Below are 15912 nucleotides of genomic sequence, written 5' to 3' on the forward strand. Positions count from 1 at the left end.
CGAATAATAAAGTATACTTTATTTAATCAATAAATCTATATTTATATTATCAATCCATAGGCATAGAGTCAATTAAAAGCAATTTCCCTACTATAATATATATATTAAAGGTAACGCCAGTTTATAAGCTTGATTTCAATAGATTAATAAAGTATGCTTTTATACAATCATTTAACATGCCAAACTTATCATCAGTTTGTAAAAAGAGGAGAATGATTGTGAACGAGCCGAAGTACATGACGGTTAAACAAGCGCTGCTGCATCAGATTCAAGTCGGCAAGCTTCGACCCGGCGATAAACTGCCGAATGAAGAAGACCTGATGAAACAATTTCATGTAAGCGGAATAACGATTCGAAAAGCGATGACGGAGCTGGCAAACGAAGGCGCAATCACCCGAATCAAAAGAAAAGGCTCTTTTGTAAACGGAGCTCAAGCCGCGGACCATTCGAGTCACTTGATCGCGTTTATCTTATCGGCAGAGGATAATTACGATGTATCGTATATGAAAATCATCAAAGGCGCGCAGCAAGTGGCAGCCGAATTCAATTACTCCTTAATCGTGGAATGGAGCAATGAAAATTTGGCCGTTGAACAATCATCCATTCAGAAAATGCTGGACCGGAAAGTCGACGGCTTCTTGATTTATCCGTTCGATCCGATCCAGAGCAAGGATAACTACCTAATCATCGAACAAAACAACATCCCCTATCTGTTGGTAGACCGGTACAATGTGGATCATCCCAGCTATTTTTCCGGAAGCAACAACTACGACGGGGCGATCCTGGCCACCCGGGAGCTGATGCGTCTGAAGCACACCAAAATAAAGTTTGCAAGCTATCACTTCTTTCTTCACTCCGAGCAGGAGCGGTTCGCCGGCTACTGCAGTGCCATGCGTCAGGCAGGATTTCCGGTAACCGACGATAACTTGCTGACCCGCGTGGACTATGACGCACTAGCCGACAGTATTTTGAAGCGGGATGTTACCGCTTTGTTTTGCTGCAATGACAAACTTGCCATAGAAATGATCGAGAAGCTGACCGACCGCCGCGTTAGAATTCCGCAGGATGTTTCCATTATGGGATTCGACGATTGGGACCATTCCAGCAACTTATCGATCGGACTGTCTACCGTCCGGCAAGATTTCGAGGAAATCGGCAGAAACGCTGCGAATTTACTTCACCAGGTTATTCTAGGCAAAACTCATGGACGCAACACGAAAATATTGTCGGGTGTTTCTTTGGTGACCCGGGAGTCTACTTGCGAGAACCCTTACGCCTAACGTTGTCAGCTCAAATAGATCAATGAAAGGAAGGAATGCGTTATGAAATTCGACTTTTCGATTTCCAGTCTGAGACACGGGCTCTTTCATCAAGAGCCGGATGGCATCTCTTGTTTTCTTCCCGGCAGTGCGATAACCGTGCGCTTTCATGGACGGGAAATAACGGCCGAGATCGAGGATGTCAACGGAGAGGGGAAAAGCTGGCTTAACGTCTATATCGACGATCTTCCGGTAAGGGTGATGAGAATCGATCCGGATAACCGGCTGTACCAGCTTGCGGATGACCTTGAAGACGCGCCCCATACCTTAACGCTGCAGAAGCGTACGGAAGCGGCATTCGGCAGCATTAAATTTACCGATTTGACGACGGAGAACGGAGCTTTTCTGAGCCCGCCAGCCCCTCTTCCCCATCGTCTGCTCGTCATCGGCGATTCGATCACCTGCGGCTTCGGCAACGAAGCGCAGATTCCCTGCGACTGCGATGCTTCTCGCGAAAATATCGCGCTTGCTTACAGCTCGCTGACAGGTCAACTTCTGAATGCCGAAACTTTGATTGTGGGCGCGTCCGGTACGGGATGCTATCAGAATTTCGGCGGTGGCAAGGAAGGCCGCATGTCGGATTATTTCATGAAAACCATCTGTCCTGATCTCGATCAAGAAGCCATGGACCCGTTTCATCCTGAGTTCGTTGTCGTAAATCTCGGGACCAATGATTGGTCCGCGCCCATCGAGCCTGCGGATTACCTTGAACAATATCGCAAAATGACGGGTTTTATTCGCAATAGATATCCGTCCGTCCCATTGTTCTGCGCAATCGGTCCGATGACCCTCGGCCCCGCCCCCCATTTGAAGGCTCTCGTCAAAAGCCTTAACGAAGAAGGCGACGACAATATTCATTTCGTCGAATTCCCGCTCATTAAACGTCCGGAAGACGGCATGGGAGGCTGCGGACACCCCTCCGTCAAGAAGCATCGGCAAATGGCCGAACACTTGGCTGCGACGATCCGTCAGGTTTGTTCCCTGTCCCCCCCTTCCCCGGCAGCTGCTAGAACATAACGAAAAGGACCGCTCCGTATAGGAAGCGGTCCTTTTTTTCGTGTCGCCGTTCTCAATGGACAGGGAACCCTTTTATTTTGCCAAGAAGGCGTCTACCTGATTCTGCAGTTCAGTCTGGATTTGCTTCAGCACCGCTTCGCCTTCCGTTTTGAATCTGGCGAAGTATTCGTCCGGATCAAGGGCGCCGTTAAACAATCCGCTATAATATTTGGCCTGAATGGTCGCGAACTGGGCCACTTCGTTCTTCACCGGCGTCGGATCGAAAGTGAAGCCGGTCATGATATCCTTCGTGAAGTTGTCGGCTTGCGTAATGAATTGACTATACTCTCGGGTCTCTTCGTCGATACCGGCCCACTCCCGCTCTAATGTTGGATTCAACATGAGCTGGAACGAGACAATGCCGCCATCGTTGTTCAGCGTGTCGTATTGATGCTCGCCGACCGCTTTCCAGTTCACGCCTTCGATGCCATGCTCCAACAAATCATAATTCTCCTGCCGGTTGGCCCAATCGAGGAACATCATCGCACGGTCTTTATGTTTGCTCGTCTTCACAATACAGATGAAATTATCCATTTTGTAATTGGATAGGTTCTTTCCAGGCGTCAGATCGAATAGACGGACGGCTTCAAGCTCTCCATCGGGCACGACCTGCTTCAACTGGTCGTTGTACGTTTTGGGAATGCCAAAGGCCATTTGGGGCGTGGCCGCAACTTTGTTCTGGAGCTGCATGTCTCCCGGGCTGCTTTTATTCGTCAAAACGTCCTGCGACATGACTTTGTCAACGAACAGCTGGCGGACATCCTGGATGCCGGACCAGATCTTTGGTTCCTGGGTTTCAAAGAAGTTATAGACCTTGCCATCGTTGCCCTTGTAATACAGCATCAAGCTGGCGCCAGCAAAATTCGTTGGACGAATGTTGACGCCGGTATCGTCCCGTATCAGCCAGTTGACCCAGCTGTAGGTGACGTCGTCAGCGCCCGCGAGGAGCGGCGTGATGCCGGAGTTACTGTCACGAACGGCGTAGAGATAAGCTTTTAGATCTTCATACGTCTTTACGGGCGGCAAGTTTAACTGCTCCCTCAGGTCCTTTCGGATGAAAATCGATCTCTGTTGGGTATAGGCGCTTCCCAAGGGAACACCGTAGATGTTACCGTTAATTTTGTTCGCGTCCCACATTTGTTGCGGCCTCGTCTTTTTCACATTAGGGCCGTATTGGTCCAGCAGTTCGCTTAATTCTTCGTAATAGCCCTGGGAAGCCATCGTGTCCAAGTGCAGCCACGGGGCATCAAACATCAAATCCACGCTCTCTCCCGAAGCCAGCATGACGTTGGTCTTCTGATTTAGATCGGCAAAGTCGACAAATGTAAATTTAACCTGCGTATTGATTTCGGCTTTTAATCGCTTGTTGACTTCGGTCAGCACCTCGTCATAGTTAGCTCCCTTTGCCCCCGGAATGACAACCTCCAAAGTGACCGGTTCAAGGGACGGATCGCCGGTTTCCCCTGCATCGCCCGGCGCGGAGGCATCCCCGCCGGATCCGGAGCATCCGGACAAAGCGATGGCTAGTCCGAGCAGCGCCGTCACCAAGAATTTGCGTTTTGATTTGGCCATGTAAATGACTCCCTTCAACTAATCAACTTATGTATAAGCGGCTGGGCCAATCTATAACGCGCTCAGCCATTTGCGTAGAGCCCCAATCTTAACCTTTCACCGAGCCGAGGGTCAGACCCTTGACGAAATATTTCTGAACCATCGGATAGACGAGTATAATCGGGCCGATCGTCAGGCAAACCGTTGCCAACTTGACCCCTTCCGCCGGCGGCAGCGTCAGCACATTCCCGTGATTGAGCGACGTGAGCTGCATCTGCGACATGAGCTGCCGAAGAAGCAGCTGCAGCGGGTACATATCGCTGTTGTCGATAAACAGAAGCGACAGCCACCAATCGTTCCAATATTGCAGCGCGTAGAACAAGCTGATCGTTGCAATAACCGGCGTTGAGATCGGCCGGATAATTTTGAAGAAGATCGTCCACTCTCCGGCGCCGTCCATGTTAGCCGATTCGTTCAGCTCATAAGGCAACGAGCGATAGAACGAGACTAAGATAAACGCAAAGAACGGATTCATGACGTAAGGGAGCACAAGCGCCCACAACGTATCTTTCAGATGCAGCCATTGAACGACCAGAAGATAGAAGCCGACGAGCCCCGAGCCGAAGACCATCGGCACGTAGGTCATGAACGAGAGGAAGCCGCCGTACCGGTTCTTCGGATGGGCCAGCACGTATGCAAACAACGCGGTGACAACGAGGCCGATTACGGTTCCGATGGCTGTTACCGCAATGGTGACGCCATAGCTGGTAAACATTTGCTTGCCCTGGAGGAGGAAACGATACGACTCCAGCGTAAATTCATCCGGCCATACGGAGTATCCGTTCACCGCCAAGCTTCGGGTGCTGGAGAACGAATTGATGACCATCAGCCAAAAAGGAAACAAACAAACCAGCGCAAACAGAACCAAAAACAGTCCGAACAACCACACCGCCATTTTATCGGATAACCCGTTTTTCCGCCGGACTCGTGGGGGCGGGATCAGAGTAACCGGACGATTCATATGGAATTCATCTCCCTTGGATTTCGCAAATTAAAGTGCGTGTTCAAAAAATCAGTTCAAGATTCGAGGTCGAGTCCACTTCATGATTCGCATCGTCTTGGAAGGATGACCTTTTGAGCAACCTCTTAAAATAATCTGGAGTCTTTATCGATTTTCCGAACCAGCGCATTAAACGAAACGACGGCGATAAGCCCCATAATAGACTGATAGAACACGATAGCCGATGACATGCTGAAATTACCAAGCTGCCTTAACGCCCGATAGGAATATGTATCGATGACATCGGTCGTCGGAAATAGAATCCCGTTGTCCCCGATAATTCCGTAGATCATGCCGAAATCCCCGTAGAAAATCCGTCCGACTCCCAAGAGGACGAGAATGATGATTTGCGGCTTCAGCAAAGGCAGCGTAATGTATTTCATCTGCTGCAGCCTCGTGGCTCCGTCCAGGCGGGCGCTCTCGTAATAGTCGGAGGAGAAACCGGTTATGGCAGCGAGCAGAATAATCGAGTAGTAACCGGCACTCTTCCAGATTCGCGTTAAGGTTAGAATAATCGGCCACACCCACGGGGTCTGGTACCAATCGACGGATTGAAGCCCGCTCATGCTCAGCACACGGTTAATCAGACCGTCCGTATTGTTGAATAGAATGAATGTCATATACCCAACGACGACCCAGGAAATGAAATAAGGAAGGAAGACGACGGATTGGATCGTACGTTTAAACCATTTCAAGCGAATCTCATTCAAGAACAGCGCAATGAGAAGCGCAAAGGCCATTTCAAAAATAATGAACAGCGCATTTAAATAAACCGTATTGACCGTGACTTGAATCCAATCCCGATTGGAGAAAAAGAAGCGAAAGTTGTCCAGACCCACCCAATCACTGCCCCATATGCCTTTGCTGATCTGAAAGTCCTTGAACGCTAGCAGATGTCCGGACAGAGGAATATAGGAGAAGACAACGAGAAAGATGATTCCCGGTATCGCCATCGTATACAAGCCCCGGTTCTTTACAAGATCCCTGAACATTCCCAAATTATAGTATCCCTCCATTCGAGCTGGTCTGTCCGATGTGGCCATATCCTGACAGTGTTTATTATGTACGGAAGGAGGCATTCGGAATAGTCCTCATTGTGTCACAAAGGGTACTCAACCTAAGGATTGTGCGGCAATCGGACGTCCGGTATCATCTTAATTTCTACTTTGTCAAAATGAGGACTTCACACAAGGGTCAGGATATGATTGAGTAAGGAGGTCCCGGTTCGTTTCTTCTATGGAACCGTTACGTTATGCCCTTAAACCGTCAATCCATCAGCAAGGGGTGCTGGCATTATATGAAGATCAAACCCATTTTACAGAAGACCTATTTTCGAACCTTTCTTTTACTGACCACCGTTCTGATCTGTTCCATTATTCCTTTCGTCTATTTACTGTCTGCGGAATTCGCAAAATATACCATGCTGGAGGTTCGCAGCAATTCGCAGAACGAAGTCAACAACCTGGCTTCGAAGGCCGAAATGATTCTCGGCAATTTGAAAGCCAACGGGCTCAGCATGTACGCCGATCAAAATATTCAGAACTGGTTCTTCAATACAGGCAACGATCCGCTCATCAACCATGCTGCACTCGTCGCCCAATCCAATTTCATGTCCACCGAACCGCTCATCCAGCGATCTTATCTGATTAATTTGAAGCACGATCTTGTCGTCGATTCCAAAGCCGGAATCGTCCGCAATGAATCCTTTGCCGACCAGAGCATGCTGGAGCGCGTGGAGTCATTCCACCCCCAATACTTGCGCTTCTTTAATCATTCGCTGGATGGTTCGGACTCCCTGGCTCTTATTCTGCCTGCAACCCCCGAGAAGCCGTCTGACTATTATCTCGTGCTGCTCGTTGATAAATCGCTGCTGTCGAAGCTTCTGTTCGGCCAAACGGTCTCCTCGGAGCAAGACATTCGGATTCTCGACGAGCATGGGCAACTTCTATTGGGCATGTCCAATCCCGCGCTGAGCGGACAGCTTTATCAAGCGAGCCGGGAGCAGCAGGACAGCGATTTTCAAGTTCGGCTCCCCCATCAGAGATGGTTCGTCAATACAGCCAAGCTGACTACTGAAAATTGGTCGGTATACTATTCGAACGAGTATCATATTTTGACGCGCCATATCTCCTTACTCCAACAAAAATTGATAACGTATACATTGCTGCTATTGGCACTCCTCTCCTTGTTGTTCTTCTGGAGTTCTCGCCGTTCCTTGCGCTCCATCACCTTCTTGTCGGAAAAGCTGAAGGGAACGGTTGCGTTCGCAAACTCCACGTCCGATGCCAAGCCGGATATCCAATGGATCCACGACGGCATCGATATGCTGCTGAACAATGTGGAACAGCTTCATGAATCCATGAGAAACCAATCCGAGCTCGTTCGAACGGAGCTTCTCGCCCAGTGGATGCTCCACGGGACGCCGGGTACCAAGAGCTACGAATATATTCGGACCAAGACCAAACTGGCCTCCTGTGAATCTCTGTTTTTGGCCGTCCTTCGGATCGAAGCCTATACCGTCTTTTGCGAACGTTACGATTTCCCCTCCCGGAAATTGATCAAGTACGCCATACGCAATATTAGCGAAGAAGTGATTGGAGCAGGTTCTTATGCGGCCGAAGGCTTGGATATGGGCGGCGACCATATCATTCTGGTCATTGGGGGCCATGCATCCGGCGAGCTTCAACTACAACGTCTTCTGGAGGAGACCCAGAATCAGGTAGCATGCATCCTAAACGTTGATACAACCGCCGCAGTCAGCAATGCCTATGACTTTGGCGCCAATATCCGAAATATCTATGACCATATCTACGAATTGACGAAGCTGCGATTTCTTAACGGAGAGAAGCAAATTTTTCTGGAGAGCGATTATGAAGAGTTCATGGCAGGGTATCCTTCTGCATCTGAGGCGCTGGAGACAGCCGAGATCATTAAGGCGATTCGCCGCGGCCGCCCGGAGACCGCGCTCGTTCTGCTGCGTCAGCAGATGAAGCATGTCCATGAGATGCCTTATCGCGACTGTAAGCTTAACCTGACCTACTTTACCTACGATCTACTCAAGAACTTCAACAAGTCCAGCGTCCTGCACGAAATCAGCAGCATCCAACAATTGCTGGAGCGGTACAGCACGCTGTCCGAGTTTCAAGCATGGCTGGAGAGCATCGTCACGATGCTCGCATCCGAGACCGAAGTTCCGAAATCCTCGAGCCGCAAGGAAGAGATCGTCTTGGAGATCAAAGAGTATGTGGACAACCACTTGCAGGATGCGCAATTGTCGATCGAACAGGTAGCCGACAATTTTTCCTTCTCCGTCAGCTATATCCGGCAGCTATTCAAGGAAATCATGAACGTATCATTGTCCGAGTACATCCTTCAGGAACGAATCGGGAGAGTCAAGGAAAAACTGACATCCAGCCAGCTCTCGGTGCTGGAGATCGCTGATCAATGCGGCTTCATATCCAAAGGGCATTTTTTCTCCGCATTCAAGAAGTTCACAAATCTCACTCCGAAACAGTATCGGGAAATCCACGGAGACTCCGCCGGTAAAGATGTCGCTTCTCCCAGCTTATCATGGAGAAGCGGCAGCTAGGTACGCTTGTTCCGCAGAAACAAGCTCAATTCGAAAAGGACCTCTCCGGTAGAGCTCCACGGCGCATACGGAAAGGTCCTTATTCGTTTATCCAAAAAGCTCCGGCGCTATTTACCGGTCGTTTCTTGAACCGGCTCCAGTCCTAGCTTCGGATTCGCCAAGTCCAGTTTATACATGACTTGATTGTAGTTATACCGCGGCGTTGGGACATGATTCGTGAATGTATTCGTGTAGGTTCCTTCAAAGTAGATGATTCGGCCGCCGTCCTTGTTGAATTGTTTATGCTGGGCTACGTTATAAAAAGTATAGTCGTTATGCGTAACGATATGCTTGGCATTGGTCCAAGGACCTTGAGGCGATGGCGCTTCCGCGTACCAGACTTCCCCAAGTACCGATGTCTTGCCTAGCACCTGCTGCGCGATCATCACGTAACGCTGCCGATATTCATTCCATTCAATGGAGCTTTGGGCGATTTGAACGTCTTCACCAGTATCGATATCCTTCAATTGATAATAACGCGGGTCGTCAGCTTTGATCAGGCCTAATTGGATCAGCTCTTTCTCTTGTTCTTGGTTGAGCGGCTGAGTGTCCTTTTTCCAGCCCCATACGAGCTTGCCGTCCGCGTCGCGTTCCAGCGACGTTTGAGCCCCGTTGTATGTCGTTCCCGGCGTCAGGCAAGTAAACGATTCGTACTCGGTATAGTCGATGATGGCGTCATAGCTGGCAGCAACGCGCAAATTGGGAATTCGGTGTTCGGTAAAGAGCCAATATCCCTCCCCACCCTCCTCGTAGTAGGTCGCCTGTCCGCCCGGATGGCGCCAATCGTCTTTGGAAGGGAACTGGACGACCTGCTCAAACTCCTTCGTGGTGTCGTTAAAGACGAGAATACCGAAGGCGGTGGGTTCAGGATTGTGCGTGCTGTAGCCGGCGAGCAGACGCTCCTGTCCGGTGCTATCTTTGGCAGTCATCAGACCGAATACCCAGGCTATGCCTGCACCGTCAGGCAGTGGCGGCACCAAACTTTTGACGAAACCGTCTTGATTCGTAAAATAGTCCAGATTCACGCCGACATCCGGGTCCAGCCCCCCTTTACTCGGAAGCTTGGAAGTCGCACCCGTCACGCGGAAGTTCCCCAGTGGATAGGCCGGTCTGTCGGTATCGCCCCAAAACCAGTACAGCTTATTGTTGTACTCAATCGTCTGAACGGAATCCTGTCCCATGACCAGACCGTTGATCAGCGGCTCCTTAATGGGCGGCTTCTGGCCAACGAGTAAGCTGTCGCGATAAATGCCTTGGCCTGTCAGTCGGTACAGCCGCTCTGCAATGTTGATCCGATTCATCTCGAGCGTTACACTGCCGTTGGGCTTAACCTCTACAGCCTGCCCCCGGTTGCCAAACATATCGGCAGGAATGTCGTAGCCGTCGCTCGACATATGGAAGAAGACCGTCTGATCCATCAGACCCGGCTCGTCGAATGCCACAATTCCGGCACTGTCCGTATAATACAGCACACTGTTCGTCGTCTTCAGTTGGACATGAGGAATGCCCCTGCCCGTCTCGGCATCCACGACCTTGATCATGAATGGAACCTGGACTTTCATCTTCTCACTGCTCACATTCTGCTCGGCGCTGCTTCCGGCCGCCTGCGCTGCGATCGCGGCGCCCGGCGCCGTCGTGGCCATCAGCAGGATGCAAGTCCATATCCCCGCACGTTTCCACTGTTTCAGTTTCATTTCTCTTACCTCCAGGTCTTTGTCGTTTTAATAGAAAAAATCATTGCACTGTCCCGATACCGTCTGTTCAAACCCTATTTCTACAGCCATGGTTACGAAATACCTCTGGATGCGATTGATCTATCGCGGCCAAGCGATCGAAGCGACGCTGAGTCTCATCGCTTCTCCGTTGTTGGACTCCTCACTAACCACCTCCTTTCGCAGTAAGGAGAGCAATACAAAAACGTAGGGAATCGAGCAATAAAAAGCGTCTATCGACGTGCTTATTCAATGAAGCCAGATTATATAGCACCGGAACTTTTCTTGCGGTATGAGGAAGCCTCGTCTCGAAGCCTATAATGTAAGCGAATACATAATTCTTTATGTGTAACAGCCGCTCAAGCTGCGCGGCTGTTCTCTGTGAAGAAACGTCTTTTGAACCCATAAATCTGCTTATGAATATCGCGCGAAGCGGCTCAGGCGAATAGGGCAGGTCCGCCTCGAAGAACTTCGCAGAACTTTGCATAGATCTCGGAATGCATATTGCGGATAACCTGCCCCATGCTGATGAAGGAAGCACCGGTTCCCTTTTCCCCCAATATTATAGTAGAAACTCTACCAGCTAAGGACAGTTGACGTGAGGATCCCATTCGCATGCGCGACCAATCGAACCCGATCGCCTCCCGTATGGATACTTACGCTCACAGACCGTGATCGAGTCGCCGATCATGACCAGGGGCTGCCCTTCGTTCAGCCTCATCCCCTATTCCTCCCCTACGGCCGGAGCCTGATCGTCTTCACCTCGAACGGACGGAACTGAAGCGATACCTCTTCGCCCTCGTGCGGCAAATCAGCCAACTTCGCCTCCAGCATATCGGTCTCATAAACCGCCGCAACGGACAGCCCGAAGTGAAGCCCGCACGCTACGGAAGCTCCCTTGCTCTCGTACAGACGCACGATCCAATCGCCCGATCCGTCTTCGGCAAGCTTGACCGTCTCCGCGATCACATTGGCTTGATCGATGGAGAGCAACGATTGCGCCTCCCGGCCTCCTCCGGACACGAGGCTGACAGGATAGTTCAGCTCGTAAGCTTCCCGCACGACAGGACTATCCAGGAACGCGTCGTTCCAGAACGTAAATCCATATGTAAAATGGTGCTTCCCTTGATCGGACGTCTCATCCGGCCACGTCGGAGCCCGAAGCAGCGTTAGGCTCATCGTGTTGTCGTTGACGGAAATCCCGTATTTGCAATCGTTCAGCAGCGCAAAGCCGCGGTTCGCCTCCGTAAGCGCCGACCATTTATGCTGAACCACTTCGTAACGATCCGCATCATGCGGACGCGAAGCATGATTCGGCCGCTTGACGTAACCGAACTGAATTTCCTGCAGCGACTCGTTTGTGTGAACGCGAACAGGGAAATCGACTTTTAGCAGCTTATTCTTCTCGCGCCAGTGAATCGTCGTATGGAATTCCACGCGGCGGCTGCCGGCACTTAGCCGGATATCCTGGATCAGGGTCGATTGGTTCAGTTCGCGCTCGACCCGAATATTCGCGAAGAGCGGGCCGTTCGCGGTAACGGATACTTTGGCGCTCGCATTCAGCTCGACGGGTGCCAAGCGGTAGCGTCGATCGATCTCCCAAGCATCGAAATCCGAATTTTGATCCCGATACATCCGCATGACGTTACAGCGATCCGCGGCCCATTCCGTGCCGGTCTCCTTGTCAAAAATAGTCGTTAACTCGCCCCGTTCGTTTATTTCGAGCGCAATCCATTCGTTCTCCAGACGCGATTCCGTCGCAAGGACCGCCGACGCTGCTGGAGCACCCGTCGTTTCCGCTTCTTCAGCCCTGTACGTCGACCAGCCCATGGAAGGCACCTCTACCTCGGCATAGCGAACGCCTTCGTGCAGTTGCACCGGCAGAATCGCTCCGTTCTCCTCCGCAATGCCATGAATGCCGACAGGCAACGCGACCAGTTCCTTTCTCGGCCAGGACAGCGAATTAAAGACGGTAACCCGGGAGGCATCGCCGTCCGTGAGCGCATCCCTTGTATCCGAAGCCAAGTCGTACACGTTCTCATTCAATTTCTTCAGCTCCATCTGTGCCTCTTCATGGACGCGATGGATGGAGGAGCCAGGCAGGATATCGTGGAACTGATGCAGCAGCAGGGTCTTCCACAACCGTTCCAAGTCCTCGTAAGGGTAAGCCCGGTTATTAAGCAGCTCCGCCGCAGCCCCCCATAGCTCCGCCTCGCGGAAACCGATTTCCGCCCTCCGGTTCAGCTTTTTGATGATCGCTTGCGTCGTATACGTCCCGCGGTGAGCGGGATAATAGAGCTCTCCTACATATTTGGCTTCAGGAATACCTCTTTCGATCTGATCCTCAAAAAATTCGATCGGCGAGCCATGTTTCGTCTTGGGGACGCCTTCCAAATTGCTAAGCCTGCGCATAAATTCGAGATCATCCCGATTGGAGCCGCCGCCTCCGTCGCCGTGTCCGAACTGCGTGAGCCGCGTGGAAATTCCTTCAAGCTGGACGCGATCGCTCCACTGATGGATCAAGAACGACGGGTTGATCCGAATTGGATAGTAATCGCCGTAGTTCATCAGATGCGTCAAAATTTGCGAACCGTCGATCCCTTCCCACAGGAACGTATTATGCGGGAACGGGTCCGCTACATTATCATAAGTACCGAACAATTTTGTAGACGCGAAATAATGGATCCCGCAGCCCTTCATAATTTGCGGCAGGTTCCCGGAATAGCCGAATACGTCAGGCAGCCACAGCATCTCGTTGTCCACGCCGAATTCGTCCTTGAAGAACCGCTTGCCGTGCAGCGCCTGACGGATCAGGCTCTCGCCGCTGGGCAGATTCGTATCGGGCTCCACCCACATGGAGCCTTCGGGAATGATCCTCCCTTCCTTTACCGCCTGTTTGATGCGCGCATAAAGCTCCGGATACAGCGTCTTGACCACTTGGAACAAATACGGCTGGCTCTGGGTGTACATGTATTCCGGATATTCGTCCATGAGCGCCAGCTGATTGGACATGGTCCGCGCAATCTTCCGCTTCGTCTCCGCGATCGGCCACAGCCAGGCGACATCCAGGTGGGACTGTCCCATCAGGTACAGGGTCGGCGCCGTCGAACCGTTCACGCAGGCCAAGAGGGGCTCCATCAACTTCCGACACTGCTTAGCGTTCTCACCGAGCGATTCCTGCCGGAGGGTCAGGTCGATCGTCGCGAACACCTGAGTCAGGCAACGATCAATCTCCGCCACGCGGAGGGATTTGGAATCCAGATGATTGCGAAGATCGTACAAGCATTCCAAGTCGATGAAAAACTGATAGACTTCCTCTTCAAAAACGCAGAGCTGCGACTCTCCGAACGTCGGCCTGGAATCCGAATGTCCGGCGTACGCTTCCGCGACGATTTCAAATGACTCGCCGGCTTTTGCCGAACGGGTTAAAGTTACGTGATGATGGTTAAGGTCCTTTGCGCCGCTCACGCTACCGTTAATGTATACGGTCGCTTCGGATCCGAAATCAAGCATCGCCACAAGCCGTTTGCCATCGGCCTCTTTGGGAACGATGATGTTGGAGCGGAACCAGCCGTACCCCCATTTTTCTCCCCACCGCTGACCCGGAGCGAAACTCTCAAACGGTTGTCCATCCATTTCATGAATGAACAGTTGTTCCATTGTCGTAAAACCGGAAAAATTTATAGAAGTAAGCTTCGTTATCATAAATGGATCTCTTTTGTTTAGCAGCTTTTCCACATGGAATAAAATCTCTTTTTTTTCACTCAAGGTTTCTCACATCCTATGATTTCGTTATCTTTGTTTTGATCCTATCGTTTTGTAACATAACCGCCCCTCCGCGGTAGGCAGCGGAGGGACGCTCTCTCTATTCGTTTCCTAGCGCTCTTTGTGCAGCATCATTATAGATTTTCAGCGCTTCATCAATGTTGCCCATTTTTTTGACATTATCGATGAATGCCTGCCAATTGTCGAAGCTGTTCTTCCCTGCTACGAATTTGGCTTGTTCTTCCGTAACGAACGTCTTGATCGGGTTCATAATCTCCGAAACCCGCTGGCTTTCGCTGCCCGTGAGTTGAATCGACGGCTCGCTCAACCAGGAAGGAACATAGTCGTTCTCGGGCATGGGCAGACTCGTCAGGAATTCCGCCTTCTCAATCGGAACCTCTTCATATTTGCCGTTGAATACCGTATAGTCCGTCGCGGCAAAATCCACGAACGCTCTTGCGTCGCTTACCATCTGCAGACCGGGATTATGGTTTCGGCTTGCGCGCATGCCGTATTTATCCCCCTCCAACCAGGGATCCTTGGCCGTTTTCAGCGAGTCGACAAAGGTCGGAACGCCGTCTTCTCCGATCGTATAGGTCGTGCCCTCGATTCCCCAAGTGATGAGCTGGATCATTTCATCCGAATATTGATAATCGATGAATTTGATCAATTCTTCAGGGTTTTTGACTTTCGAGCTTACGCCGTAGACTCCCCAGCCCAAGTCAGGGGTATTGCCGTTCACAACCTCCTGCCAGGCTTTTCCGTACTTCGGATTGTCGGGATACAACGAAACCGCGAAAATCTTCCCGTCGTCGGCCGTTCTCGTATACTCGGCCGGCGTCGTAAACCACTGCGTCAGCCACATGAGGTTGTCGCCGTTCAGCGCTTTTCTTTTCAGCGTATCGTCTGTATCTATGGTATACTCCGGATCTAACAGCTTCTCCGCATACAGCTTATTCGCAAATTGGAGCGCATCTTTATATCCTTCATCCAGAACTCCGTATACGTATTTCTCGCCGTCCCAGAAAATTTCATCCCGGATATGGTTCGCGGAGAACAGCGATCTCAAGCTGTTCCATTTAGTCGCAACGGGATATTTGTCGGGGTAGAGCTCTTTAAGTTTTTTGGCAGCCCCATAAAATTCATCGAGCGTTTCCGGAATTTTGATGTTATTGGCCTCGAACACGTCATAGCGGTAAGCAGACGTATTCTGGATGAGCATACCGCGATCCTCGGGGAATCTGGGCGTGGAAGTTTCTTTAAAGGTGAACATGTTGCCTTCGGCATCCGTTACCCGCTTCATCCCATTTTTTACCTTGCCAATGTAGTTCATATAGTTCGGCATTAGATCTTTATACTGGCCTAACTCGAGAAGCTGGCCTTGTTCGGCCATTTCGGTCGTATCATAGAATAAAGGCGTCACGAAGAAATCCGTCAGATCGTCGCTTGCGATCATAAGTTTGACCTTCTCGTCATATTCGGAAGACGGAATATAGTTATATTCAATCTCTACCTTCTTGCCCATATAAGCTTCCATGCGTTTATGCCATTCCTTGCCTACCAGGCTATTCGGATTATCCACACCGTTCGCAGGCAGCGTGACCGAAAAGCGCATGACTTCTTGATTCTCTTCATGGGTATCGGTTTTTTTGGAATTATTCGAACATCCGGAAAAAACCATCAGTAGGGCCAGTCCAATGACAAGCATTTTTGCCAATTTGTTCATTCCATTTCCCCCTAATTTGTACAATGAACCGCTTCTTCTTCAAATCCGCTATTCGTTACTGGTCATGAATGACTGCACACTTAGCTAACTTGCAC

Annotated in this window: 9 protein-coding genes; 3 read left to right on the forward strand and 6 right to left on the reverse strand. The window is 50.7% G+C overall.

From position 1 onward, the window contains the following. Window positions 1-212: 212 nt before the first annotated feature. Together AC3RCL_RS23945 and AC3RCL_RS23950 are read left to right on the forward strand one after the other, a co-directional pair. Window positions 213-1280: a GntR family transcriptional regulator gene (locus AC3RCL_RS23945; RefSeq protein WP_492532412.1), complete on the forward strand. Its 1068-nt coding sequence runs from the start codon at window positions 213-215 to the stop codon at window positions 1278-1280. A gap of 42 nt (window positions 1281-1322) precedes the next feature. Beyond that, window positions 1323-2336 (forward strand): SGNH/GDSL hydrolase family protein, encoded by a 1014-nt coding sequence (locus tag AC3RCL_RS23950; protein ID WP_492532414.1) that lies wholly within the window; start codon window positions 1323-1325, stop codon window positions 2334-2336. Between the two features lie 72 nt (window positions 2337-2408). On the opposite strand, the gene AC3RCL_RS23955 is transcribed toward AC3RCL_RS23950, so the two are convergent. The 3 genes from AC3RCL_RS23955 to AC3RCL_RS23965 all read right to left on the reverse strand — a co-directional run bounded on the left by AC3RCL_RS23955 (window position 2409) and on the right by AC3RCL_RS23965 (window position 5984). Beyond that, a complete protein-coding gene (locus AC3RCL_RS23955) occupies window positions 2409-3947 on the reverse strand; it encodes an extracellular solute-binding protein (protein WP_036659689.1) in 1539 nt (512 codons plus the stop codon). 88 nt (window positions 3948-4035) lie between these two features. Beyond that, window positions 4036-4947, reverse strand: coding sequence for a carbohydrate ABC transporter permease (locus AC3RCL_RS23960; protein ID WP_492532417.1), 912 nt, complete (start codon window positions 4945-4947; stop codon window positions 4036-4038). A gap of 125 nt (window positions 4948-5072) precedes the next feature. After that, the gene (locus AC3RCL_RS23965; protein ID WP_492532419.1) at window positions 5073-5984 is read right to left on the reverse strand and encodes an ABC transporter permease; all 912 of its coding nucleotides are present in this window, start codon (window positions 5982-5984) and stop codon (window positions 5073-5075) included. Window positions 5985-6283: 299 nt separating this feature from the next. Here AC3RCL_RS23965 and AC3RCL_RS23970 point away from each other — a divergent pair, with 299 nt between their 5' ends. Continuing rightward, window positions 6284-8575, forward strand: a complete 2292-nt coding sequence (locus AC3RCL_RS23970) for an AraC family transcriptional regulator (protein WP_492532421.1) — start codon at window positions 6284-6286, stop codon at window positions 8573-8575. Between the two features lie 107 nt (window positions 8576-8682). Here AC3RCL_RS23970 and AC3RCL_RS23975 read toward each other — a convergent pair whose 3' ends face one another. The 3 genes from AC3RCL_RS23975 to AC3RCL_RS23985 all read right to left on the reverse strand — a co-directional run bounded on the left by AC3RCL_RS23975 (window position 8683) and on the right by AC3RCL_RS23985 (window position 15817). Next, window positions 8683-10308, reverse strand: coding sequence for a hypothetical protein (locus AC3RCL_RS23975; protein ID WP_492532423.1), 1626 nt, complete (start codon window positions 10306-10308; stop codon window positions 8683-8685). Between the two features lie 753 nt (window positions 10309-11061). After that, on the reverse strand, window positions 11062-14094 hold the full coding sequence (locus AC3RCL_RS23980) for an alpha-mannosidase (protein ID WP_492532425.1): 3033 nt from the start codon (window positions 14092-14094) through the stop codon (window positions 11062-11064). A 97-nt stretch (window positions 14095-14191) separates the two neighbouring features. Then, window positions 14192-15817 carry an ABC transporter substrate-binding protein gene (locus AC3RCL_RS23985; protein ID WP_492532427.1) on the reverse strand — a complete coding sequence of 542 codons (1626 nt, stop codon included), beginning with the start codon at window positions 15815-15817 and terminating at the stop codon, window positions 14192-14194. Window positions 15818-15912 lie beyond the last annotated feature (95 nt).

The organism is Paenibacillus sp. MT86 (assembly GCF_058792535.1).